This is a genomic window from Paenarthrobacter aurescens (assembly GCF_041549525.1).
Taxonomy (GTDB): Bacteria; Actinomycetota; Actinomycetes; order Actinomycetales; family Micrococcaceae; genus Arthrobacter; species Arthrobacter aurescens.
In genome coordinates, this window is sequence record NZ_CP157456.1 from 467,376 (window position 1) to 492,084 (window position 24,709).

The following is a 24,709-nucleotide window of genomic DNA, read 5'->3' on the forward strand; positions in this document are numbered from 1 at the left end:
CTTGTATCTGGTGTAAATGGGGGCTAGCGGTGCCGGTAACCCATCCGGGCACTGATGGTCAGCCCGGCCTCCCGGAGCCCCTCAATGAGCCCCGGCTGGTCCTCCGGAGAGAAACGGAACGCGGGGCCGGAAATGCTGACCGCTGCGATCACGCTTCCAGCGTGGTTGAAGATAGGTACGGCAACGGCGGTCAAGCCGATTTCAAACTCTTCGTGGACTGTGGCGTACCCCTTACGGGCCACCTCCAGGAGCTGCTTTTCCAGCTCGCCCCGATTGGTAATGGTGCGGGGCGTTCGCGCGGGCATGCCCACTGCTTTAAGGACCTGGGTCCGCTCGTCAGCCGTGAGGGCCGCCAGCAGCACCTTGCCGCTGGAGGTGGCATGCAACGGCGTCAGGCTACCCACCCAGTCATAGGTGGCCAAGGTGGAGGGTCCCATCGCCTGATCCACGTTGACGGCATAGTTGGACCGAAGAACGGCGAGGTTGACCGTCTCCTTGTATTCGGCGGCCAGCGACTCCAAGACCTGACGTGCCTCATGCACCACACTCAGCCTCCCGGGAATGGAAGATGCCAGGCGAAGGATCCCAAAACCCAGTTGGTACTTTCCGCGTTCGCTGTTCTGCCGGACGATGTCACGGTTCACCAAGGAGCCCACCAGGCGCGACACCGTGGACTTATGGACACCCATCTCCTCAGCGATCTCACTGACGCCGGCATCACCTTCGCGCGCCAGAATCTCCAGGATTTGGAGCGCGCGGTCCACTGATTGGACGCCACCACCTTGGGCGTCCACGTCCTTGTCAGGGTCCGGGTTACTGCTTGCGGCCATGATGCCTCGTGTGTTGTTGTCCAAGCAGGCCGCCCTGAGCCGGTAGCCATGTTCGGCCTGCACCCTCGTCTTTCCTCATCCTAGACGGAGTTTTGCACGGACCCTTTCACACCATGGGATTCAAAGCGGCTAAGTCCACGGCAGCGGCAGCACCGGAACGGGTGAGCCGGCTGCAACGCCTTCAGGGGGCACCGCCATGTAACCGTTTGCCCAGGCCAGCCCACGCATCATTCCCGGACCCGTGTGCGAGGCCGGGAACACCAGGTCATGGATCACCGTGCAGGGAACAAGCCGTGTCCGCCGCGGGTCCGGTTCCATGTCAGCCCCGGAGGTCATCAGGCTGGCTTCGGTGAGGGGCCTGTCTGCCAGGGCGGCCAGCAGGGGCTCGCCAAGGGTCATGAGCGCCATGATGGCAGCGAGCGGATTCCCCGGAAGTCCAATGATGAAACGGCCATCAGGAAGTTCGGCCAGTACGGCAGGATGTCCCGGCCGCATGGCGATCCCGTCCAGGAGGAGCCTGCCACCCAGCGCGGCAACAGCATCGCGGAAGTGGTCCGTGCCGGATTTACCTGTTCCGCCGGTGGTAACCGTGACGTCCGGCAGGTCGGCGTCGGGAACTGACCCTTCAACGCCGCCCAATGCCGCCAGCCACTGGTCATAGGAGTCGCCGATCCTGAGTTGTCCGCAGGGCTCCCCGCCCAGTTGCGAAATGACAGTATCCAACTGCGGGCCGAAGGCGTCGCGGACCTGCCCGGGTGCAGGCTCACCTGAGGTGACTACTTCGGAACCGGTCAGTACGACGGCGACCCTGGGCTTGCGCTGTATCTGAACGTGATCGTGGCCTGCTACAGAGGCCAGGGCGATGTGCGCCGGGTTGAGGAGAGTTCCGGCGGGAATAAGGACATCGCCGGCCGCAGCTTCTTCTCCGGCCGGGCGGATGTGCCGGCCCGGCATTGTCTCGTGCGGCTTTGCATCGTGCTTCAGCGTCAGGGACCCGTCCGCGGAAACACAGCCGCTCTCCTTGCGCAGAATTGCAGTGGCACCACTGGGGACGAGCCCTCCGGTGGCGATCACACTCGCCTGTCCCGGCGCCAGCGGCAGGCCGGACGCCGTCATCAGCCATGGCCCGGTGCAAATGCCGTGGGCGGTGCTGTTGCCGGTGCTGTTAACAGCCCACCCGTCCATGGCTGATGAAGCATAGTGGGGGAGATCCTGCCGGGCGGTGACGGGGCTGGTCAGCGTGCCGCCTATTGCTTCCCGGAGGGTGACTGCCGTGGAGGGCAGCGGCCTGGCGCATTGGTAGGCCAGCTGCCGCGCTTGGGCCCAGGTGGGAGCCTGGGTGCATGTGGCTTGTGCAAGCATTGATGCCCGCTTCCTGAGGTGGGTATGACGCAGATACCGGGGACTGCACGGCCTTCCCGTAATTCTTGCCGCGCAGTCCCCGGTATCAGTTGATGCGTACTGAGTTGATGTATCAGGCCTTGACGTAGCCGTTGGGGTTCAGTACAAACTTTGTTGCCGCCCCGGCGTCGAATTCGGCGTAGCCGCGCGGAGCGTCTTCCAGCGGTATGGCCTGGGCGTTGACGGCCTTGGCAATCTGGACCTTGTCATGGAGGATGGCCATCATCAGCTGACGGTTGTACTTCATAACAGGGCACTGGCCGGTGGTGAAGGACAAGGACTTTGCCCAGCCCGTACCAAGGGACAGTGAGAGTGAGCCGTGCTTGGCTGCCTCGTCGATTCCACCAGGATCGCCGGTGACGTACAGGCCCGGGATGCCCAGGGAGCCGCCGGCGGCAGTGATGTCCATAAGGGAGTTCAGCACCGTGGCGGGAGCCTCGTGGGAGGCATCCTTGCCGTGGCCGCGGGCCTCGAAACCAACAGCGTCCACACCACAGTCCACCTCGGGTACACCCAGGATCTGCTCGATCTGGTCCTTGGGATCGCCGTTGGAAACATTGACGGTCTCGCAGCCGAAGGAACGGGCCTGGGCCAAGCGGTCCTCGTTCATGTCGCCCACAATAACCACCGCGGCACCCAGCAGCTGCGCGCCCACGGCGGCAGCGATGCCCACGGGGCCGGCGCCTGCAACGTAAACGGTGGATCCCACGCCAACACCGGCTGTGACAGCGCCGTGGAAGCCGGTGGGGAAAATATCCGAGAGCATGGTCAAGTCCATGATCTTTTCCAGGGCCTGGTCCCGGTCCGGGAAGCGCAGGAGGTTCCAGTCAGCGTAGGGGACCAGGACAAACTCGGCCTGGCCGCCAACCCAGCCGCCCATGTCCACGTACCCGTAGGCGCTGCCGGGACGGTCAGGGTTCACATTGAGGCAGATGCCGGTCTTCTGTTCCTTACAGTTGCGGCAACGGCCACAGGAGATGTTGAACGGCACCGAGACGATGTCGCCAACCTTGATGAATTCGACGTCGGGTCCCACCTCCACCACTTCGCCGGTGATTTCGTGGCCGAGGACCAAATCCTTGGGAGCTGTGGTGCGGCCACGGACCATGTGCTGGTCCGAGCCGCAGATGTTGGTGGTTACTGTCCGCAGGATGACGCCGTGGGGCACCTTCCGGCCAACGTTGGCCGGGTTGACGCCCGGTCCGTCCTTGAGCTCAAACGTGGGGTAGTCAGTGTTGATGATTTCAACGACACCGGGTTCCTTGTAGGCGACTGCTCTGTTTCCTGACATGGTCACTCCCTATTCTTTGGCTGTTACTGAAAATGCTGTCCAATGATCCGTAAGCGGTGCTTCGATGAGGAAATACCTCCCCAGGTTTCAGGCACCGAAGCACCAATTACGGCCCACCGGACGGGTAAAAACTGACGGGTAAAACTCCGGACAAATGGAACTCTGTTGTTTGACCTACGCTTTCTCCAGCCGGACGATCACCGATTTTGAGGTGGGCGTTCCGCTGGTATCCGCTACGGAGTCCAAGGGCACCAGGACGTTGGTTTCGGGGTAGTACGCGGCGGCGCACCCCTTGGGGGTGGAGTAGGACACGATCCGGAAGTTCTCGGCCCGCCGGTCCGTTCCCTGGAATTCAGAAATCAGGTGGACCATGTCGCCGTCGGCGAATCCCAGCTCTGTGATGTCCTCAGCGTTGATCAGCACCACGCGCCGGCCGCCATGGATGCCGCGGTAGCGGTCGTCCTTGCCGTAGATAGTGGTGTTGTACTGGTCGTGTGAGCGCAGGGTTTGAAGGACCAAGCGGCCGGGCGGGATCTTGATGAATTCCAGCTCGTTGCCCGTGAAGTGTGCTTTTCCGGATGCGGTGTCAAACTTCCTGGCATCCCGCGGCGGGTGCGGCAGCACGAACCCGCCAGGATGCTGGATGCGTGCTTCAAAGTCCTCAAAACCATCGAAGACGGCCTCAATGTGCTTCCGGATCAGCGTGTAGTCGTCCCTCATGGCCAGCCAGGCGGCCTGGGGTGTGTTGGGCAGGCGGCTGTGGCCATCGGTGAACAGGCGGTGTGCGAGGTTGCAAACGATCGCCACCTCGGAGTGGAGGTGTTCGCTGGCCGGTTTGAGGCGTCCACGGGAGGCGTGGACGGCGCTCATGGAGTCTTCCACGGTGACCCGCTGATCGCCGGTGCGCTGGGTGTCCTTCTCGGTGCGTCCGAGGGTGGGCAGGATCAGCGCACGTCGGCCGGTGGACAGGTGCGAGTGATTGAGTTTTGTGGAGATCTGCACGCTCAACCGGGTGTTGGCCAGGGCCAGTTCGGTCACGTCCGAATCAGGGGCAGCGCGGACGAAGTTGCCGCCCATGCCCATAAAGAACCGGACTTTCCCGTCCCGCATGGCCCGGATGGCCGCCACGGTGTCGTAGCCGTGCTCGCGGGGAGAGCGGAACTCGAATTCGTGGTCCAGCCGGTCATGGAAGGTTTCCGGCATCTTTTCGAAGATGCCCATGGTGCGGTCACCCTGGACATTGGAGTGGCCGCGCACGGGGCAGACGCCGGCGCCGGGCTTGCCGATGTTGCCTTGCAGCAGCAGGACATTGACTACATCGCGGAGGGTTGGAACGGAATGCTTGTGCTGGGTCAGTCCCATGGCCCAGCACACGATGGTGGCGTTGGATGCGAGCATCCGTTCTCCGGTTGCCTGGATCTGCTCCAGGGTCAGGCCGCTTGCCTCCACAATGTCATCCCACTCCACCTTTTCCAGGAAACGCAGGTAGTCGTTGAGACCCACCGTGTGGTTTTCAATGAAGCTGTGGTCCAGCACGGTTTCCAGCCCCGGAGTGTTCCGTCCGGCAGCTTCGGCTTCAAGCAGATATTTGCCCAGGCCCTGGAAGAGGGCCTGGTCCCCGCCTGCGCGGATCTGCAGGAAGTCATCGGTGAGCTGGGTTCCCTGAATCATGCCGGCCACGTGCTGAGGGTTCTCAAAGTGCAGGAGGCCGGCCTCGGGGAGGGGATTCACGGACACTATGACCGCGCCGTTTTTCTTGGCCTTCTCCAGGGCGCTGAGCATGCGCGGGTGGTTGGTACCGGGGTTCTGGCCCGCCACGAAGATCAGCGACGCCGTTTCCAGGTCCGTCAGGCTGACCGAACCCTTACCAATGCCAATGGTTTCCACCAGCGCCGAACCGGAGGATTCGTGGCACATGTTGGAGCAGTCCGGGAGGTTGTTGGTCCCCAGGCCGCGAACCAGCAACTGGTACACAAAAGCTGCTTCATTGGAGGTGCGGCCGGAGGTGTAGAACACCGCCTGGTCGGGGTGTTCCAATCCCCGAAGCTCCTCGGCCATGAGGTCATATGCCTCGTCCCAGCCAATGGGTTTGTAGTGCGTTGCGCCTTCATCGAGGAACATGGGGTGGGTGAGCCGGCCTTGCTGGCCCAGCCAGAAGTCATCGCGGGTTTTGAGATCGGCAATGGAGTGTTGGGCGAAGAACTCCGGCGTGACGCGGCGGCGCGTGGCTTCCTCGGCAACGGCTTTGGCGCCATTCTCGCAGAACTCGGCAGCATTGCGTTTCTCGTGCTCTGGCCAGGCGCATCCCATGCAGTCGAACCCGTCCAGCTGGTTCACTGCCAAAAGTGTCTGGACGCTGCGCAGCGGCCCCATTTGTTCCAGCGATATTTTCAGGGCGTTGGCAACAGCGGGGATGCCCACAGCCTTGGTTTTGGGTTTGCTGACGGTCAGCTTTGACTCATCAATGTTCTCGCGGGGAGCTTTGGCATGCATGGGTGAACCCTTCAGATCCGGGAAGTGGAAGCTGTGAGCAGCGTGGCGTGGGACTGCTGCCGGGCCGCTTCAACGGTGTGCAGAAGCAACAGGGCGGTGGTCACTGACCCTACGCCGCCCGGGACCGGGCTCAGCCCGGCTGCCACTCCGGTGACACTGGCTTCGTCCACATCGCCCACCAGTGAACCGTCGGGCAGGACGTTCGTTCCGACGTCGATCACTACCGCATTGGCCGAGACGTGGCTGCCCTTCAGCAGCCCGGTCCGCCCGGCGGCAACAACCACGACGTCGGCTGGCCGGGTATAGCGCTCCAATTCCCCTGACTTGGAATGGCATATTGTTACGGTCGCATCTTTTTCCAGGAGCAGCAAGGACAGCGGCTTGCCCACCACGGCAGAACGCCCGACGACGGTCACGTTCCGTCCCGCGACGGGAACCTCGAAATGCTCCAGCAGTTCCACCACGGCCTGCGCGGTAGCGGGTGCGAAGGCGGGTTGCCCCACAGCCAGGCGGCCGAGGCTGAGGGGATTGGCGCCGTCGATGTCCTTTTCAGGAGCGATGAGGCCCACCAGCCGGTCCGCGTGGACGGAGGCCGGCAAGGGAGTTTGGAGGATGATGCCGTGAACGCCGGGTTCGGCGCTGAGGTCCGTCAGGACACTGGCCAGCACTTGTTCGGTGGCGTCGTGGCCCAGATCAATGATCCGGCAACCGATTCCCGCGCGTCCTGCGGCACGTTCAATGGACCGGACGTACCAGTGCGTGGATTCATCATCCGTTGCAACAACAACAGCCAGGACCGGGCGGAGGCCCTGGTCATCCAGGAGGGCGGTCTGATCGTGGGCGCGCTGCTGGATGAGGGCAGCCAGAGGCTTGCCGGAAAGGACTTCGGTGTCACCGCGGACTTCGGTGTTCATGAGAGGATCCTTTCGCGGACGCGCTTGACCAAAGCATCGGCGGCGAGAACAACTTTGTCCTCAATTCCGTCCGTCTGCTCCGACAAACGCGAGCGGGCTTCACCGTGTTTGATGGCTACAACGTTGATGTCTATGTTGACCCGCGCCGTAGTGGCAGCTGCGCGCGCTGCGTCGGCGGCAGCGGCGACGTCGCTGATGACGTTGGGGTTGGCCACCTCAAAGAGTTCGGCGGCAAGGTCCACCACTTCGCCGGCAACCTTGATCAGCTGCGCGGGAGTCTGGGCCGCCTGAACCAGTGCTTCCTGGATGGCTGCCGTTTTTACGGCTTTGAGCTCGTCCGTTTCGGACGGGAGTTTGTAGGAGTCGATCACGGCCTGGAAAGCGCGCTCATCGGCGTCCGCCAGAGCCAAGGACTCAACGATCAGGTGATCGGCGGCGCTGGTGATGCGGTTTACCAGTGCGGCATGTTGCTCATACTTTGCCCCGGTGGTGTACCTGGCAACCATGGCAACCAGGGCAGCACCCTGGGCGGCGTGCAGGGCTGCGGCCGCGCCCCCGCCGGGAGTGGGCTGACGTGAAGCAAGCCTGGAGAGGTAATCGTTGATGGTTTCTGAACTGATCATGGGTCTTCCTGGCTGACTGAAGAAGAAGGCTGACTGAAGGAGCGGGAAAGCAACGGCCCGGACCCTCTCATTGCGAGGGGGGAAGGTCCGGGCCGTGTGCCCTTGTTGGCTACGCAGGCCGTGCGGCCTGCGGGGGGTGTTAGCCCCGGAGCCGGCTCATGGTGGGGTCGTACAGCGGATCTTCGGTGACGGTGGCCTGGATGCGACGTCCGAAGTATTCGATTTCCACGGAGTCGCCCAAGGAAACTGCCGAGGGCAGGTAGGCGTAGGCAATCGGCTTGCGGACCGAGTAGCCGTAGGCGGCGCTGGTGACGTAACCCACGGCCTGGTCCTTGTAGAACACCGGTTCCTTGCCCAGCACCAGGCTCCGGCCATCGTCCACCGTCAAGCAGCGCAGGCGACGTGCCGAGCCTTCCTCGGTGCGGCCTTCCAAAGCGGCCTTACCGACGAAGTTCTCCTTGGTCATTTTCACGGCAAACCCGAGGCCGGCCTCGAAGGGATCGTGCTCGGTGGTCATGTCCGTGCCCCAGGAGCGGTAGCCCTTCTCCAGACGCAGCGCACTGAAGGCAGCACGGCCCGCGGCGATGACGCCGAACGGCTGGCCGGCCTTCCACAGGGCGTCCCAAAGGCGCTGCCCGTTGTCTGCACTGGTGTAGAGCTCCCAGCCGAGTTCGCCCACGTAGGACAGGCGCATGGCGGTGACGGTGACGCCGCCGATGGTGACCTTCTTGGAACGGAAGTACTTCAGGCCGTCATTGCTGAAGTCATCGCTGCTGACCGTGCTGATGAGGTCGCGGGCCAGCGGACCCCACAGGCCGATGCAGCAGGTGCCGCCCGTGGTGTCGCGGACCTGAACCCAGTCGCCGGCGTCGCCGTTGGCGGTTTGCTGCCGGGCGGCACGCTCAAAGTAGGCGGTGTCAATGTTGCCGTTGGCGCCCAGCTGGAAGGTGTCTTCGCTGAGGCGGGCCACGGTGATGTCGCTTCGGATGCCGCCGGCTTCGTCCAGGAGGAGCGTGTAGGTCACAGCGCCGGGCTTCTTGGACATGTCACCGGTGGTCAGTTCCTGCAGCAACTTCTGGGCTCCCGGGCCGGAAACCTCAAGGCGCTTCAGCGGCGTCATGTCATACATGGCAACAGCCGTGCGGGTCTTCCATGCCTCAGCTGCGGCGATGGGAGAGCTGAACATGCCGGACCAGGCGTCACGGGCAGGGGGCTGCCAGTCGTCCGGCATTTCCTTAAGGAGTTCAGCGTTGGCTTCGAACCAGTAGGGGCGCTCCCAGCCGGCGCCTTCCAGGAAGTAGCCGCCCAGCTGCTTGTGGCGGGCGTGGAAGGGGCTGACTCGAAGGTTGCGGGGAGAGAGCTTGGGCTGGAGCGGGTGCAGGACATCGTAGATTTCCACAAAGTTCTGCTGGGAGGTTTCGCTGACGTATTCGGGGGTCAGCTGGACCTCCTCGAAACGGTGGATATCGCAGTCGCCCAGATCAATCTGGGACTTGCCGGTGGTGAGCAGCTCAGCCACGGCGCGTGCGATGCCGGCGGAGTGGGTAACCCACACGGCCTCGGCCACGAAGAAGCCATCGACTTCCTTGGACTCGCCAACCAGCGAGCCACCGTCCGGGGTGAAGGAGAAGATGCCGTTGAAGCCATCCTCAATTTCGCTTTCGCGGAGGGCCGGCAGGATCTGCTTGGTGGCTTCCCAGGCGGGGAGGAAGTCTTCCAAGGTGAAGTCCAGGCGCGAGGGCATGTTGTGTTCGGTGATGCTGCTGGGCTCGTAGCTGCCCAGTTCATCAAGGTCCACGGGCATGGGACGGTGTGCGTAAGAGCCAATGCCGTAACGCTCGCCGTGCTCACGGTAGTACAGGTCCTGGTCCTGGTGGCGCAGGATGGGCAGCTGGGCGCCGTTGGGGAGCTCGTTCTTGCCCTTCTGCGCGGGAACGGGCGTGGTCTTTACATACTGGTGTGCCAGCGGGAGGAGCGGAACGGACATGCCGATCAGCTCGCCCACCTTGGCGCCCCAGAAACCGGCGCAGGAAACCACAATGTCAGCCGGGATCACGCCGTCGGCGGTTTCTACGCCGGTCACGCGGTGGTTGGACTGCTCAATTCCTGTCACTTCGGTGTTGCCGATGTACTTCACACCGGCGGCTTCGGTGCGCTTGATCAGCAACTGCACGGCACGGGCTGCAAGCGCCAGGCCATCGGTGGGGACGTGAAGGCCACCGAGGATGTCTTCCTCGTTGATCAGCGGGTAGAGCTCCTTGCACTCCTCGCGGGAGAGGATCTTGCCATCGATGCCCCAGGACTGTGCGTAACCGAGCTTGCGCTTGAGGTCAGCCAGCCGGGTTTCCGTGGTGGCAACTTCCAGGCCGCCCACCTGGTTGAAGCAGCTCTGGCCATCCTCAGTGAGGGAAAGCAGCTTTTCCACCGTGTACTTGGCAAAGAGGGCCATGGACTTGGAAGGGTTGGTCTGGAAAACCAGGCCCGGTGCGTGTGACGTGGAGCCACCGGGCATGTTCAGGGGTCCTTGGTCCAGGACGGTGATGTTGTTCCAACCGCGGGTGACCAGTTCGTCGGCGAGGTTGGTGCCAACAATCCCAGCTCCGATGATGACAATGCGAGGCGTGGATGCCATTGGGGGTTCTCCTGCTGAAGTTAAAAGGGGTGAGTCTGCTGGTGTTCTGGTGCTTGGCTTAGCGGAAAACCACTGTGCTGGTCTGATCCAGCAGCACGCGGTGCTCGCAGTGCCACCTGACGGCGCGGGACAAAGCCAGAGCCTCTGCGTCCTGGCCCACGGTTGAAAGCGTGGTGGGACCGTAGCTGTGATCGACGCGGATGACTTCCTGCTCGATGATCGGTCCCTCGTCCAGATCTGCGGTGACGTAGTGGGCGGTTGCACCCACCAGCTTCACGCCGCGGTCATAGGCCTGGTGGTAGGGGCGGGCACCCTTGAATCCCGGAAGGAAGGAGTGATGGATGTTGATGGCGCGTCCTTCAAGGGCGCGGCACAGATCGTCCGAGAGTACCTGCATGTAACGTGCCAGGACTACGAGGTCCACGTTGTACTCTTCCACCAGGTCCAGGAGCCGCTGCTCGGCCTCTGCCTTGGTATCCGGGGTGACGGGAATGTAGACGAAGGGCAGTCCGGCTGCTTCTGCCATGGCACGGTGCGTCTCATGGTTTGAAGCCACCACAACGAGGTCGCCGCCAAGGCTGCCTCCCCGCCAGCGGAAGATGAGATCGTTCAGGCAGTGCCCAAACTTTGAGACCATCACCAGAACCCTCTTCTTGGTTTGGTCATGGAAGCTGAACTTCATTTCGAAACGGTCAGCAATTGCGCTGAATTCCTCTTCGAGCCGCTCCGGTGAGTAGGACAGCGGGCCGGAGAACGCAGTCCGCAGGTGAAGCGTCTGGCGGAGGCCGTCGTCGAACTGCTGGTGCTCTTCAATATTGAAGCCGCGCTCGTAAAGGAAGGTGGTAACCGCCTGAACAATCCCGGCGCGTTCTACGCACGACAATGTGAGTACGAACTTCTGTGCTTGCTCTTCTTTGAGCAATTCGGGCTTCGGCAGAGTGCTTACCGGTGAGTCTGTAGCCACGAGGGTCATGTCTCCTCCTTTAGATATATTCCTGGGTCCTGAACTGATATATTAGGATTGTGATTCAGCGTATACTGGTCACTCAGGCAGGTCAATAGATTTTTTGGTTGTGAAGAAGGGGATGGGCGCTGTGGCTTTTGGAACTCTGGCAATCGCAGGTGAAGACACGAAGAAGTCTTTGGCTGACCTCGCCTACGAACGCCTCCGGGACCGGCTCCTGATGCTTGAGATCAAACCCGGCGACCTCCTCAATGATGATCAGTTGGCCAAGGACCTTGAGATTGGCCGTACGCCGGTCCGTGAGGCACTCAAACGCCTGGAGCTGGATCGGCTGGTGATTACGTATCCGAGGCGGGGAACGTTTGCCACCCGCGTGGAAGTCACCGACCTCGCCTTCATCTCCGAGATTCGCGCGCAACTCGAACCCCTCGCAGCGGCCAGGGCGGCCCGTGTTGCATCTGCTGCCACCAAGGAACATCTGCGGGAAGTGATGCGCGCGGTGGAGGGCTTTGATGTCAGCGCGGCCTCTGTGGTTGAAACCTTGCGGCTCGACGCCAGTGTTCATCAGGGCATCTATGCAGCGGCGGCCAATCCGCACCTCGAGGACATCCTGATTCGCTACGACAACCTGGCTACCCGCATCTGGTGCATGGTCCTGGACCGGCTGCCGGAGCTTGAGCACCATGTGCGTGAGCACCTGGATCTGCTGCGGGCGGTCATTGACGGCGAAGAGGATAGGGCTGCCGAGTTGGCGCGCGTCCACGTCAGCGGCTTCGAGCAGGCTGTGCGCCAGGCGCTTTTCGCGGCCTAGTCTCAGCCTGTTTGCTCAGCTCCAAGGCTGTTGACTCAGCGCAGCGCTGATTGCATACTGAAGACTCCATCTAATATATCACCCGGATATCAGGCGCCTTCTGTGTTCTGACTTCGGGCGCTCGTGATGCAATCACAGCCTTCAGCCCTTGGAGTATCCCGTGTCTACAAGACCCCACCTTTTCGACCATATTCCGCTGACGGGCAGCAGCCGTGTTAAGCGGGGCATGGCGGAGATGCTCAAGGGCGGCGTCATCATGGACGTCGTTAACGTCGAGCAGGCCCGCATCGCCGAGGATGCCGGTGCTGTTGCCGTCATGGCGCTCGAGCGTGTCCCGGCCGATATCCGCGCCCAGGGCGGGGTGTCCCGCATGTCGGATCCGGACATGATCGATGCGATCATTGCTGCCGTGTCCATCCCGGTCATGGCGAAGGCCCGCATCGGGCACTTCGTCGAAGCCCAGGTCCTGCAGTCCCTCGGTGTTGACTACATCGACGAGTCCGAGGTCCTGACCCCGGCCGACTACATCAACCACATTGATAAGTGGAACTTCACCGTTCCCTTCGTCTGTGGTGCCACCAACCTTGGTGAGGCGCTGCGCCGCATCAACGAGGGTGCGGCGATGATCCGTTCCAAGGGCGAGGCCGGCACCGGTGATGTTTCCAACGCCACCGGGCACATGCGCAAGATCCGTGCCGAGATCGCCAAGCTCGCCGCCCTCCCGGAGGATGAGCTGTACGTTGCGGCCAAGGAACTCCAGGCCCCGTACGAGCTGGTCAAGGAAGTTGCCGCCACCGGCAAGCTCCCCGTTGTCCTGTTCACCGCTGGCGGTATTGCTACCCCGGCTGATGCTGCGATGATGATGCAGCTCGGCGCTGACGGCGTGTTCGTTGGCTCGGGCATCTTCAAGTCCGGCAACCCCGCAGAGCGCGCCGCCGCCGTCGTGAACGCTACTGCCTACTACGACGATCCGGACGTGATCGCCAAGGTCTCCCGCGGCCTCGGCGAAGCCATGGTGGGCATCAACGTGGACGACATCCCGCAACCGCACCGCCTCGCAGAGCGCGGCTGGTGAGAAAAATGACGGATCTCGCTCTCGTCAAAACAGTTAATGGCCGCGGCCTCCGCAACGATTGGGCCCAACTGGTGGGCCACACGGTAGAGGTGTGGCTGTTGGACCGCCACGTTCTTACCGGAGTGGTGGAGCAGGCCTCCGACGACGATTCGGTGCTCTGGATAGCGGCGGAAGGCCTCTCCACCAGGAGGCTGTTCGACAAGCCCACGGGCTATCAAATCTGGGCCTGAGCAGCCGTCACCTATTGAGTCTCAGTGCTCGTCTTCCGGCCGTGCCGTGAGGATCCGGTGTGCGCTTTCCTGCAGGATGGCCAGTGACTCCTGGATCAGTGGCGAGGCGATGCTGCCCCTGCGCACGGCCGCCACAATGCGCCGAGCGGGCTTGCCTTTGCCGGTGATGCGCAGCCGGACCACGTTCTCGGCGTTATGCAAGGGTGCGAGCCGGGGCAGCAGGCCAACGCCCAGCCCGGCGCCCACAAAGGCGATTTGGGTTTCCCATTCAACGGCCTCGTGGGCTATTCGCGGCGTTACCCCCACAGCCGTAAAGGCCGCTGTGAAGAGGGCGTGGTACGTGGAGCCGGCGGCTTCGGTGATCCATGGTTCCGAGGCAAGCTCGTCCAATGTGACGCTCTCCCGCGATGCCAGCCTGTGGTCGGCGGGAATGATGACGTCCAGGGGATCATCGAGCAGAACTGTTTGTTCGAACCGGGGATCGTCCTCAACGTAGGTGTCTGACTGCATGGCAACAATCACTGCAAGGTCTATTCGCTCTGCCACCAGCAAATCGAAGCAGCGGGCCGGATTTGCCTCAAGGACCTGCACCTCCAGCTGGGGACGCGTGGTGCGCAAGGTGGCGGCCAGAGGCGCCAGCAACTGGGCGGCCGCCGTCGAGAATCCGCCCAGCCCGAAGTGCGACTGCACCTGGTCGCCGGCCTTCATGGCCGCTGCGCGCAGGCTTTCCCACTCGGCAATGAGCGCATCCGAGCCGGCCACCAGAAAGCGGCCTGTGGACGTCAGCCGCACGCCTCGTCCGTCCTTGGTCAGCAGCTGCATTCCCAGCATGCGCTGGAGCTCCCGCAGCTGTGCAGAGACGGCGGAAGGGGAGTACCCGGTGAGCTCCGCCGTGCCTCCTACGGTGCCGCAGCGGGCAAACACTCGAAGGGTTATCAGCCGTGGATCGATCATGCACCCATCATGCACCGAATGCGCATGGTTTTCTCCAAAATATTGCGCTTTTGTTGCAGGCCATTCATCCCTAATCTCGTACTACGAAGACTTCGATAACGCCGGTTGCAATGATGCACTGCGATCCCCAATGAATCACACACTTACCCACGCCTCCCGGGAGGAAACATATGTCTGCTCCAGTCTTGCCCCTCAACTCACGCGGAAAACTTTCTTCATCCTTGCCTGCTGAGCAGTTGGCAGAAATCAGCGCGTTGTTCGAGTTCCGGCGCAAGGGTTACTCCCTCGACGCGCCCTTCTACACCGACGCCACGATCTTCAAGATCGACATGGAAGCCATTTTCGGCCAGCACTGGATCTTTGCCGGAAGCATTGCCGAACTGCCGGAGCCAGGCGACTACATCACCGTTGACTACGGCCCCTACTCCCTGATTGTGCTGCGCAATGACGACGGCGGCGTGAACGTCCTTCACAACGTCTGCCGCCACCGCGGTGCCCGCGTCCTGACCGAATCCGCCGGGTCCACAGGCAACCTGGTGTGCGGTTACCACTCCTGGACCTACTCTCCGGAAGGCAACCTGATCCACGCCTCGGCGCCGGGAGAGACCAAGTTCGACAAGAGCTGCTTCGGCCTCAAGAAGGCCCAAAGCCGCGTGGTGGCCGGTCTGATCTTCGTGTGCGTTGCCGACGAGCCGCCCACGGATTTTGATGAAACGTCCAAGATCTTCGAGCCCTACCTGGCACCCCACGATCTCTCCAAGACGAAGATTGCCTACCAGCAGAACATCATCGAAGAGGGCAACTGGAAGCTCGTCATGGAGAACAACCGTGAGTGCTACCACTGCGACGGCCACCCTGAGCTCGCCTGCTCCCTGTTCCCCACCTGGGGCCTGACGGAAGGGCTGATCCCGGCCCACCTTGAAGAAGTATGGGATCGCAACAAGGAAGCACAGGCCTCCCTTGAGGAGCGCTGCCGCCGCTACGGCCTTCCCTATGAAGTAGTGGAAGAGCTCGATACCCGCATTGCCGGTATCCGCATCTCCCGTGAATCGCTGGACGGCGAAGGCGAATCCTTCTCGGCAGATGGCCGCAGGCTCTCCAAGAAGCTGCTCGGCGACTTGCGCGACTTCCGCCTGGGCCGCTGCTCCATGCACCTGCAGCCCAACAGCTGGTTCCACTTCCAGAGCGACCACGTCATTACGTTCGGCGTCTTCCCCATCAACGAACACCAGTCCCTGGTGCGCACCACCTGGCTGGTAGCCGACGACGCCGTGGAAGGCGTTGACTACGACCTCGAGAAGCTCACCTACACCTGGAAGCAGACCAACCTGCAGGACAAGGCGTTCGTGGAGCTGTGCCAGACCGGTGCCGGCAGCCCTGCCTACGAGCCCGGCCCGTACATGAAGAGCGAGTACCAGGTGGAGGCCTTCATCAACTGGTACGTACAGCGTGTCCAGGAGCACTTGGCATGACCGAACTCCTCACTGAGCCGCTGGTCCACGAGCCACATCGCATTCGCGGCCTTGAAATGCCGTGGAACAGGGTGATGGGAAGCACCGAGGGCCCTGCCAGCGCAGCCCGCGCCCTGGGTCCCTGGCATCCGCAGGAGTTCATGGCCGAATGCGTGGAGATTGTTCCCGAAGTGGGCGGCATGATGACTTTCGTGTTCCGCCGCTGCGACGGTGCGCCCCTGGCGTTCCGGGCCGGCCAGTACGTGAATGTGGCCTTCCCCGTAAACGGGGAAGATCAGGATCCGGCGGACCGAAGCTACTCGCTGTCCAGCGCCCCCACCAAGCCCTGGACTTTTGACATCACGGTAAAACGCGATCCCACCGGCCTGGTTTCACCGTGGGTGCACGAGAACATCAAGCCCGGGACCGTCCTTGAAATGCTGGGGCCTGTGGGGGCCTTCCACCTGCCCGACGCCGACCGGCGGGCGCGGTATCTCCTGCTGGCTGCCGGGGCGGGCATCACCCCCATCATGTCCATGGTGCGGACCATCCACTCCCTCCCGGGACAGGCCGACGTTGTAGTGCTGTACCACGGTGCGGCGGACGAGGGTTTTGCCTTTAACAAGGAGCTCGCCTACATCGCCTCGGTGGACTCGCGCATCAAGGTGTTCTACTCCTTGGGCGACCGGGCCAAGCCTGCGGACTGGGAAGGGCTGAGCGGAAGGCTCACCGCAGCCATGCTGGAACAGGTGGCCCCGGATGCCAACGGCCGCCAGGTTTACGCCTGTGGTCCCGAGGGCTACTTGAACACCGCCACTGAGCTCCTGGGGAAGGTGGGCGTAGACGATACCTCCATCCACATGGAGTTCTTCACCGGTGATCGCCAGACCATCCTTGAATACCAGGCAGAGCTCGCGCACGCAGCGGACATTGCGGAGGAAATCGCTGAGGAAATAGCGGAATCCGCAGAGGACTACTACGAAAGCCAGCCCGCAGCGTTTGGGCTCTACGAGCCAGGTTACGACGCCGAGGGGACCCTGAAGGCGACGGGCCTGGAACTGGAGTCCGCCGAGCCGGATTTGGCCGATCCCGAAGCTTCCGGCGCCGGTGCAGACGTGGAGCAGGAAGTTGCCACACCTGACGCCTCGAGCTTTGAGACGGTGGGAACCGGCAGCCTCACCCTGTCCTTCATGCGCACGGGCATCAATGTGCGCATTGACCCCAGCGAGCACATCCTGGGCCCGGCCCAGCGTGCCGGCGTCAGGATCGGTGCCAACTGCAAGGAGGGCATGTGTGGTTCCTGCAAGGTGGTCAAGCTGTCCGGCGACATTGAGATGAACCACCAAGGTGGCATCCGTGCACGTGAGATTGACGCAGGAAAGTTCCTTCCCTGCTGCTCCACCGCAAAGACCGATATGGTGATCGACGCCTAGCGGCCAGGATCGGCACGCCTCAGTTCGGCCTTTTCCACGAGTTCGGTAATCCACGGCCGCTGCGCACGGTGGAGAGTCAGTCCATCCGGAAGACCTTGGACGTGGGCTGAGGAACCAGCCACGTCAATGGTGATCCGGCCGCTTCCCATGGGGGCGTTGCTGATGTGCAGGTCTCCGTAAGACTCCGGCAATACCGGATCGAGCCAGACCCCGCCCAAGGAAATATGGGCGTCGTAGCGCATGAGTCCGGTGATCAGCTGGATGGGAGTGGTGGCAGCCCAGGCCTGTGGAGAGCAGGCAGTTGGATACGGTACAGGCTCCCTGAATTGTTCGCGGGGGAAACCGCAGAACAGTTCGGGGAGCCTTCCGCCTGAAAACTCGGCAGCTTCAAGCAGGGCAGTGGCAATTCGCTGTGCCTCCTCCACGAAGCCGTACCGGAGCAACCCGGCCGCTATCAAAGCGTTGTCATGGGGCCACACCGATCCGTTGTGGTAGCTGGCGGGGTTGTAGGCGCCCATATCGCTGGCCAATGTCCGCACGCCCCAGCCGCTGAACATTTCCGGAGACATCAGCCGCTCCACCACAAAGGGCGCCTTGTCCTCATCCACCAGCCCGAACCACAGGCAGTGCCCCATATTTGAGGCACACGCGTCCACGGGGCGCTTGTCCTTGTCCAAAGCAACCGCGTAGTAGCCCTTGTCCGGAAGCCAGAACTCTTCATTGAATTTCTTTTTCAGGCGGGCAGCACGTTCCCTGAGTTCCGCTGCCAAGGTGAGATCGCCGTCGTCGTACGCCATCCAGGCGCGCGCCATATAGGCGCCGTGCACGTATGCCTGGACTTCGCACAGCGCCAACGGAGGCTCGGCAATGGTGCCGTCGGCAAAGTTGATACCGTCCCAAGAGTCCTTCCAGCCCTGGTTGATGAGACCGTGCTCGTTGGGACGCCCGTACTCCACAAAGCCGTCGCCGTCCCTGTCCCCGTAGTCCCGGATCCACTCGAGCGCGCGGTCCGCGTTGGGGAGGAGCTCTGAAATGACGTCCTTGGCGAAACCCCAGCGGCTCACTGATCCCAGCACAATGACAAAGAGGGGAGTGGCGTCCACGCTGCCGTAGTACGCAGATTTTCCGCCCAGAGCCAGTCCGCTGGAGACATCCAGCCGGACTTCATGCAGGATCTTGCCCGGTTCTTCCTCGCTGGTGGTGTCCACCACCGTTCCCTGACGGTCAGCCAGTGTGCGCAGCGTTCCCAGAGCCAAAGACGGATCAACAGGCAACGCCATTTCTGAGGCCCACAAGGAGTCCCGGCCGAACAACGTCATGAACCATGGCGCTCCGGCGGCCACAACCACCCTGTTTGGATGGTCCGGATCCTGGATCCGCAAAGCACCAAGATCCTCGTAACTGCGCCTCAGAGTGCGCTCGATGGAGCGGTTCCCTACCTGCAGCCGGGGGATCTTGGCTACCCATTCCTCCCGGCGACGATCACTGGGAGACAACTCGCCGCGGGACGGATGTGCGAAAGGCGCCCGTGCCGTTCCAAGGGAAGCACCTGCGCCGTCAGTGGGCACCACGCTCACCCGGGTGCTCCAGCTGCCGGAAGGTTCAATTTTGGCGGTGAAGCCCAACGCCCTGGCCCCTGCGCCGGCGCCCTCGGCCCTGATGACCACACTCTTGCGGATGCCCTCCCACTTTCCGCGGATTTCCAGGGAATCGCCCTCCGGTACGCGGGTCTCGGTCCACTGCCGCGTAATGCGGGCTTCCTTCACTTCAAAAAGGTCGGCGAAATCGGACTCAGCCGTCAGCAGGATCCGGCACTCCACGGGATGTTTGGAGTAGTTCCGGACCGTAATCTCTTCCAGGATTCCCGCTCCGACTTCCCGGAGCCGCTCCACCAGCAAGGGGCTGTCCGCGTACCCATCCGAGCGAGGTACCCGGCCAGCGAACAGGGCCCGGTAGGGTTCACGGGTTTCAGCTGCCAGCGGTTCGATCACCAGGCCGTTGACGGTCAGTTCCCATCGGGACAGAATCCGGGTGTCCAGATGAAAGACGCCGTGGGGAAGTCCCGGATGGATGTCGCCGTTGGCCGCGGAAATACAAAAGGACGAGCCTTCCACCAACGTGACCGTTCCGGAGCCCAGTGGCCCCGCTGCCGTGTCAGCATTCCATCCGGCCACAACATGTTCCTTTACCACTAAGCGTGCGGATCGCTTGAGCCTGACTGCCGTCCAGCGGCAGCCTCCTGCAAGGATGTATCCGACGCTACGCCGGAGAGCGTCAAGGCACCAGAGCCAAGCGGAATCCCGGCATTTGCGGAGCCTGCAACTTGTGCCTGCAACCCAGAGTTAATCTCGATTCCTCGTCCGAGCACCCGGAACAGGTCTATAGTGAGGGAACAGGACATTCGCTGATGCAGCCCGGCGGCCCCAATATTCTTCCGACGCCGGAGGCCCCGTAATGACCGACACCCAAATTGGCAGCTTTATTCGAGACTGTGTGGTGTTTGAGGACGACACTGAGAACGGCTTGGACTTTGACACTTTCTATGGCCTGTACATCAGCTGGTGCGTTCTTGGACGCAAAATCCCCATTCCCGACTCCGCTTTCAAGACTGCCCTTGAGCTCGAGGGCCACAAGCCCATCAAAGAAAATGGCCGGAGAATTTACGCCGGCATGAGCATGGTTGGTCCGGCCGCCAGGGACTACGTGGTGAACAGTGTTCCCATGTGGAGCGAAACAGCTACCGACCTCCCGGTTGCTGAGATCCGCCAGCAGGCCGTGGCTTCCATCGCCTGATCCATACCAGCGAGCTCACAGCCCATGCCCCTAGGATTCTTAGGGGGCATGGGCTGTTCCTGTTTTTCGGAAGTTCTCGCTGAAAGGTACTCATGAAGCCGTCCATCGTATGGTTCCGGGATGATCTGCGGGTGGCCGATAACCCGGCCTTGCGTGCCGCCGTCGACGACGGCGCTGCCGTAGCCCTGTACGTCCTGGACGAAGAATCGCCAGGCATCCGCCCTCATGGCGGCGCCGCGCGGTGGTGGCTCCACCATTCGCTGACCCGCCTCCGTGAGGACCTGGACAAACTCGGTGTCCCGTTGCTCCTCCGCCGGGGGCCGGCAGCTGACGTCGTTCAGAAGACTACGACGGCGATTGGCGCCGGCGGGCTGTATTGGAACCGGCGGTACGGTTCCGCTGAGCGGACGGTCGACGCCGGCATCAAGGCTTGGGCGGGCGAGGCCGGACTTCATGTTTCGAGTTTTCAGGCTTCTCTGCTCCATGAGCCGTGGGAAGTGACCACCAAAACGGGCGGACAATACAAGGTATTCACCCCTTTCTGGCGGACAATTTCTGCCCAGGACTTCCGTGAACCGCTGGCAGTGCCCGAGGCGGGCCACGGTTTTTCGGGAAAGCTGCCTGCGTATGACCAACTGGAATCGTGGCACCTGCTGCCCACAAAGCCGGACTGGTCCGGGGGACTGGCAGAGATGTGGACCCCGGGCGCTGAGGCCGGGCACAAGAGGCTCGCCAGGTTCGTAGCGAACGGCCTGTCCAACTACAGCGAGGGCCGCAACCGGCCGGACACGGATGGGAGCAGCTGCCTCTCACCGTACCTGCGGTGGGGTGAGCTCAGTCCATTTGAGGTGTGGCACGCTTTGGGTTCCAAACGGTCCGAAAGTGCCTCGATTTACGCTTCCGAGTTGGGCTGGCGCGAATTCTGCTGGCATCAGTATTTCCACAACCCGGACCTTGCAACGGCAAACCTTCGCCCTGAGTTTGATCGATTCCCGTGGGCGTGGCCGGGTAGTAGGAACACCGGCAGTGACAGTAGCGGCAACGGCAAGCATCCGGGCCATGAATCCGCTCCGGAGGAGTTCCGGGCCTGGCAGCAAGGGCGTACCGGTTTCCCCATGGTGGATGCCGGGCAGCGGCAACTCTGGCATACAGGATGGATGCACAACCGCGTCCGCATGGTTGCGGCCAGTTTCCTGGTGAAGAACCTCGGCATCCACTGGCAGCTGGGGGAGCAGTGGTTCTGGGACACCTTGGTGGATGCCGATCCTGCATCGAACCCCGCCAACTGGCAGTGGGTGGCAGGTTCCGGGGCGGATGCGTCGCCGTTCTTCAGGATCTTCAACCCCGAGGCCCAGCGGGTGAAGTTCGATCCTCAGGGGAAATACATTGCCCACTGGATTCCGGAGTTCGGGACACCGGAGTACGCCGAGGAGATTGTGGACTTGAAGACCACCCGGGCGGAGGCGCTGGAGGCGTACAAGGAGATGAGAGAGGTCCACTGAGGGCTTCCCAAGAGTCTGCCGGGGCCGACTATAGGCTGGGTCCATGTCAACGGAATCCATCCTCAAGGTCCTCATCATGGTGTTTGTGGCCATGTTCATCGCCGCCATTGCCTGGTGGGCGCGGAAGCACCCCAACAGGTCCAAGGAGTACCCGGAGCAGGTCCGCATGCCCAAGATTGTTCCGATGGTGGGCTGGCTTTTCCTGAGCGTGGGTCTTCTCATGAGCCTGGTCTCGTTCAGCTATGATCGTTCCCCTGTGGGCGCCCGAATCGCTGCGGTCGCCATCTTCCTGGGCGGCCTGGCTTTCGTGCTCATGTATCGCAACTTTTACGTGGCACCACGCGATTTTGAGGTGGCCTTCCGGAGTGTGTTCGGCAAAGAGCACCTTGTGCCCTACAGCGACATCACCCACTACAGTTTCCAGACCATGAAGGGGCAGCCGTACTTGACGGTGAAGTCGGTGGACGGCGCCAAGCTCAGCCTGAATATCAGGGCCTATGACATGACGCCGCTCCTGCGGGCCATCGATTTCCACAAGGTCACAGGCCACTGGCCCGCCCGGACGGACGTTCCCGGCGGAGGCTATGGGGCGGAAAAACACCACTCTGGAAATTAGTAGGAAGTCCGAGTATATTCGGATTCAGAGATGACCTGGATCACAGTTGGTCACGTGTTCCGCAACGGTCACAGCACCCGGCGGCACGGCAGTCATTCACCGATGCAAAGGAGCATTTCACCATGGTGCGCGAGCTTTCCCACTACGTAGACGGCCAGAGGATGGACGGCACGTCCGGCCGGTTCAGTGATGTCTACGATCCCTGCACGGGCGAAGTCCAGGCGCGGCTTCCGCTGGCCAGCGCGGATGAGGTTCGCAACGCCGTCGCAAACGCCGAGAAAGGCCAGCTCGAATGGGCGGCCATGAACCCGCAGCGCCGCGGCCGCATCCTGCTCAAGTTCGTGGATCTGGTCAACGAAAACATGGACGAACTCGCCAAACTCCTGTCCTCCGAACACGGCAAGACCTTCGCGGACGCCAAAGGCGATATCCAGCGCGGAATAGAGGTGGTGGAATTCTCCGCCGGGGCGCCGCACCTGCTCAAAGGCGAATTCTCGGACAACGCAGGCCAAGGAATTGACGTCCACTCGCTCCGCCAGCCGCTGGGCGTCGTCGCAGGAATCACACCCTTCAACTTCCCGGCCATGATCCCGCTGTGGAAGTCCGGTCCGGCGCTCGCAGCCGGCAACGCGTTCATCCTTAAGCCCTCGGAACGGGACCCCTCCGTTCCGCTGCGCCTGGCCGAGCTGTACAGCGAGGCCGGCGTACCCAATGGCGTCTTCAACGTCATCAATGGGGACAAGGAAGCCGTGGATGCGTTGCTTGAGGATCCGCGGGTGAAGGCCATCGGCTTTGTGGGCTCTACGCCCATTGCCCAGTACATTTACGCCACCGCGGCTGCCCACGGCAAACGCGCGCAGTGCTTCGGCGGGGCGAAGAACCACATGGTGATCATGCCCGACGCCGATCTTGACATGGCAGCCGACGCCCTCATCGGTGCCGGGTATGGTTCCGCCGGTGAACGCTGCATGGCGATCTCCGTTGCCGTGCCCGTGGGTCAGGAAACCGCTGACGCGCTGGTGGCCAAGCTGACCGAACGCGTCAAGGACCTCAAAGTGGGCCACAGCATGGACAAGGACTCGGATTTTGGCCCGGTGGTGGCAGCTTCGGCCAAGGAGCGGATTGAGGGCTACATCCAGTCCGGCGTGGACGAAGGCGCAACGTTGGTTACCGATGGCCGCGGCCTCACCGTGGACGGTTATGACGGCGGCTTCTGGGTTGGGCCCACCCTCTTCGACAACGTCACCAAGGACATGAAGATCTATAAGGAAGAGATCTTCGGGCCGGTCCTTAGCGTGCTGCGCGCGGCTGACTATGATGAAGCGCTCAGGCTCTGCAGCGAGCACGAGTTCGGCAACGGCGTCGCAATTTTCACCCGCGACGGCGACTCCGCCCGCGACTTTGCCAGCCGCGTGGAGGTGGGCATGGTGGGCATCAACGTTCCCATCCCCGTGCCGATCGCGTACTACACGTTTGGCGGGTGGAAGGCGTCCGGCTTCGGGGACCTCAACCAGCATGGTGCCGATGCCTTCCGCTTCTACACCAAGACCAAGACCGTGACGTCGCGGTGGCCCTCGGGCATTCGCCAGGGCGCCAGCTTCATCATGCCGGCAGGCAGCTGATGGGGGCTGAAGGCGTAGAAGAAGAAGTCCTGTTTGAGCGTCGCGGCCACCTTGGCATCGTGACCCTCAACCGTCCGAAAGCAGTCAATGCGCTGAATCACGGGATGGTCCAAGCCATGCTGGGACAGCTCTCAGCCTGGGCTGACGACGACGCCGTTGCCACCGTTGTGCTGCGCGGTGCCGGCGACCGCGGGCTATGCGCCGGCGGTGACATTGTGGCCATTTATAAGGACATGCTGCACGGCGGCACGGAGACCGCGGAGTTCTGGGCTGACGAATACCGGCTCAACGCGCTGATCTCCCACTACCCCAAACCGTACGTGGCGTTCATGGATGGACTTGTCCTCGGAGGCGGTGTGGGCGTTTCGGCGCACGGCTCCGTTCGCGTGGTCACCGAGCGGACGCGTACCGGCATGCCGGAAACCACCATTGGATTCGTCCCCGACGTCGGCGGCACCCTTCTGCTTTCACGCTCACCCGGGGAGGCGGGCACGCACGCAGCCCTGACCGGGGCTCACCTGTCCGGCGCGGACGCCTTGTTCCTGGGGCTCGCGGACCACTTCGTTCCGTCCCAAAGCCTGCCCGCACTGGCGGAAGCGCTGGAAAGCTCGACGGCGGAGGCCGCCGTCGGGCGCTTCGCCCAAGCCGCACCGGACTCGGCCCTGGCGGCGCAACTCGAGTGGATCGATGCCGCGTATGCGCGGGAGGACGCGGAGGAGATCGTCCGGAGCCTTCGCACCTTGGGCGACGAGGCAGCTGCTGCTGCCGACACCATCGAGGCCAAATCACCGACGTCGGTCAAGGTCACGTTGGAATCGTTGCGACGCGTCCGCGGGCTCTCCTTGGAGGAAGCGCTGGACCAGGAATACCGCGTGGGCCTGCGATGCCTGGCCGGGCCCGATTTCCGGGAGGGCATCCGCGCGCAAGTGGTGGACAAGGACCGCAACCCGCAATGGAAGCCGCCAAGTCTCGCCGAAGTCCGGGAGTCCGACGTCGAGGGCTACTTTGCGCCGCTCGGCGAGCGGGAGCTGGGACTTTCAGCCGCTCCAGTCCAGTCGAACTAGAGGAGACGAT

Annotated in this window: 20 protein-coding genes; 10 read left to right on the forward strand and 10 right to left on the reverse strand. The window is 62.6% G+C overall.

Features of this window, described 5'->3' with window-relative positions; genetic code table 11:
- Positions 1-23: 23 nt before the first annotated feature.
- The 8 genes from ABI796_RS02375 to purU form a co-directional block, all read right to left on the reverse strand.
- Positions 24-830, reverse strand: a complete 807-nt coding sequence (locus tag ABI796_RS02375; RefSeq protein WP_141286137.1) for an IclR family transcriptional regulator — start codon at positions 828-830, stop codon at positions 24-26.
- A 129-nt stretch (positions 831-959) separates the two neighbouring features.
- A complete protein-coding gene (locus ABI796_RS02380) occupies positions 960-2,192 on the reverse strand; it encodes a molybdopterin molybdotransferase MoeA (RefSeq protein WP_141286084.1) in 1,233 nt (410 codons plus the stop codon).
- Between the two features lie 112 nt (positions 2,193-2,304).
- On the reverse strand, positions 2,305-3,522 hold the full coding sequence (gene fdhA, locus ABI796_RS02385) for a formaldehyde dehydrogenase, glutathione-independent (RefSeq protein ID WP_141286082.1): 1,218 nt from the start codon (positions 3,520-3,522) through the stop codon (positions 2,305-2,307).
- 174 nt (positions 3,523-3,696) lie between these two features.
- Positions 3,697-6,015, reverse strand: coding sequence for an FdhF/YdeP family oxidoreductase (locus ABI796_RS02390; RefSeq protein WP_141286080.1), 2,319 nt, complete (start codon positions 6,013-6,015; stop codon positions 3,697-3,699).
- A gap of 11 nt (positions 6,016-6,026) precedes the next feature.
- On the reverse strand, positions 6,027-6,929 hold the full coding sequence (locus ABI796_RS02395) for a bifunctional 5,10-methylenetetrahydrofolate dehydrogenase/5,10-methenyltetrahydrofolate cyclohydrolase (RefSeq protein WP_141286078.1): 903 nt from the start codon (positions 6,927-6,929) through the stop codon (positions 6,027-6,029).
- Positions 6,926-7,552, reverse strand: a complete 627-nt coding sequence (locus tag ABI796_RS02400) for a cyclodeaminase/cyclohydrolase family protein (protein WP_141286076.1) — start codon at positions 7,550-7,552, stop codon at positions 6,926-6,928. Before ABI796_RS02400 ends, ABI796_RS02395 begins: the two co-directional genes overlap by 4 nt.
- A 139-nt stretch (positions 7,553-7,691) precedes the next feature.
- Positions 7,692-10,184: an FAD-dependent oxidoreductase gene (locus ABI796_RS02405; RefSeq protein WP_141286074.1), complete on the reverse strand. Its 2,493-nt coding sequence runs from the start codon at positions 10,182-10,184 to the stop codon at positions 7,692-7,694.
- Between the two features lie 58 nt (positions 10,185-10,242).
- Positions 10,243-11,157, reverse strand: coding sequence for a formyltetrahydrofolate deformylase (gene purU / locus ABI796_RS02410; RefSeq protein WP_141286072.1), 915 nt, complete (start codon positions 11,155-11,157; stop codon positions 10,243-10,245).
- 121 nt (positions 11,158-11,278) lie between these two features.
- Here purU and ABI796_RS02415 point away from each other — a divergent pair, with 121 nt between their 5' ends.
- The 3 genes from ABI796_RS02415 (at position 11,279) to ABI796_RS02425 (ending at position 13,264) form a co-directional block, all read left to right on the forward strand.
- A complete protein-coding gene (locus ABI796_RS02415) occupies positions 11,279-11,959 on the forward strand; it encodes a GntR family transcriptional regulator (RefSeq protein WP_141286070.1) in 681 nt (226 codons plus the stop codon).
- Positions 11,960-12,119: 160 nt separating this feature from the next.
- Positions 12,120-13,034, forward strand: a complete 915-nt coding sequence (gene pdxS, locus ABI796_RS02420; RefSeq protein ID WP_344762231.1) for a pyridoxal 5'-phosphate synthase lyase subunit PdxS — start codon at positions 12,120-12,122, stop codon at positions 13,032-13,034.
- A 5-nt stretch (positions 13,035-13,039) separates the two neighbouring features.
- Positions 13,040-13,264, forward strand: a complete 225-nt coding sequence (locus ABI796_RS02425; protein ID WP_141284490.1) for a hypothetical protein — start codon at positions 13,040-13,042, stop codon at positions 13,262-13,264.
- A 21-nt stretch (positions 13,265-13,285) separates the two neighbouring features.
- On the opposite strand, the gene ABI796_RS02430 is transcribed toward ABI796_RS02425, so the two are convergent.
- Positions 13,286-14,218 (reverse strand): LysR family transcriptional regulator, encoded by a 933-nt coding sequence (locus tag ABI796_RS02430; protein WP_141284492.1) that lies wholly within the window; start codon positions 14,216-14,218, stop codon positions 13,286-13,288.
- 170 nt (positions 14,219-14,388) lie between these two features.
- Here ABI796_RS02430 and ABI796_RS02435 point away from each other — a divergent pair, with 170 nt between their 5' ends.
- Together ABI796_RS02435 and ABI796_RS02440 are read left to right on the forward strand one after the other, a co-directional pair.
- The gene (locus ABI796_RS02435) at positions 14,389-15,690 is read left to right on the forward strand and encodes an SRPBCC family protein (protein ID WP_141284494.1); all 1,302 of its coding nucleotides are present in this window, start codon (positions 14,389-14,391) and stop codon (positions 15,688-15,690) included.
- On the forward strand, positions 15,687-17,102 hold the full coding sequence (locus tag ABI796_RS02440) for a ferredoxin reductase (protein WP_141284496.1): 1,416 nt from the start codon (positions 15,687-15,689) through the stop codon (positions 17,100-17,102). The genes ABI796_RS02435 and ABI796_RS02440 overlap by 4 nt, the downstream gene beginning before the upstream one ends.
- Here the strand turns inward: ABI796_RS02440 and ABI796_RS02445 are convergent.
- Positions 17,099-19,276 (reverse strand): glycogen debranching N-terminal domain-containing protein, encoded by a 2,178-nt coding sequence (locus tag ABI796_RS02445; protein WP_141284498.1) that lies wholly within the window; start codon positions 19,274-19,276, stop codon positions 17,099-17,101. The two genes, ABI796_RS02440 and ABI796_RS02445, sit on opposite strands and share 4 nt — an antisense overlap.
- 280 nt (positions 19,277-19,556) lie before the next feature.
- On the opposite strand from ABI796_RS02445, the gene ABI796_RS02450 reads away from it, so the two are divergent.
- The 5 genes from ABI796_RS02450 to ABI796_RS02470 all read left to right on the forward strand — a co-directional run bounded on the left by ABI796_RS02450 (position 19,557) and on the right by ABI796_RS02470 (position 24,699).
- Positions 19,557-19,895 (forward strand): hypothetical protein, encoded by a 339-nt coding sequence (locus ABI796_RS02450; protein WP_141284500.1) that lies wholly within the window; start codon positions 19,557-19,559, stop codon positions 19,893-19,895.
- 92 nt (positions 19,896-19,987) lie between these two features.
- Positions 19,988-21,397: a cryptochrome/photolyase family protein gene (locus ABI796_RS02455; RefSeq protein ID WP_141284502.1), complete on the forward strand. Its 1,410-nt coding sequence runs from the start codon at positions 19,988-19,990 to the stop codon at positions 21,395-21,397.
- A 43-nt stretch (positions 21,398-21,440) separates the two neighbouring features.
- Positions 21,441-22,013, forward strand: coding sequence for a hypothetical protein (locus ABI796_RS02460; protein WP_246095841.1), 573 nt, complete (start codon positions 21,441-21,443; stop codon positions 22,011-22,013).
- A 122-nt stretch (positions 22,014-22,135) separates the two neighbouring features.
- Positions 22,136-23,635: a CoA-acylating methylmalonate-semialdehyde dehydrogenase gene (locus tag ABI796_RS02465; protein WP_141284504.1), complete on the forward strand. Its 1,500-nt coding sequence runs from the start codon at positions 22,136-22,138 to the stop codon at positions 23,633-23,635.
- Positions 23,635-24,699: an enoyl-CoA hydratase/isomerase family protein gene (locus ABI796_RS02470; protein ID WP_141284506.1), complete on the forward strand. Its 1,065-nt coding sequence runs from the start codon at positions 23,635-23,637 to the stop codon at positions 24,697-24,699. The genes ABI796_RS02465 and ABI796_RS02470 overlap by 1 nt, the downstream gene beginning before the upstream one ends.
- Positions 24,700-24,709 lie beyond the last annotated feature (10 nt).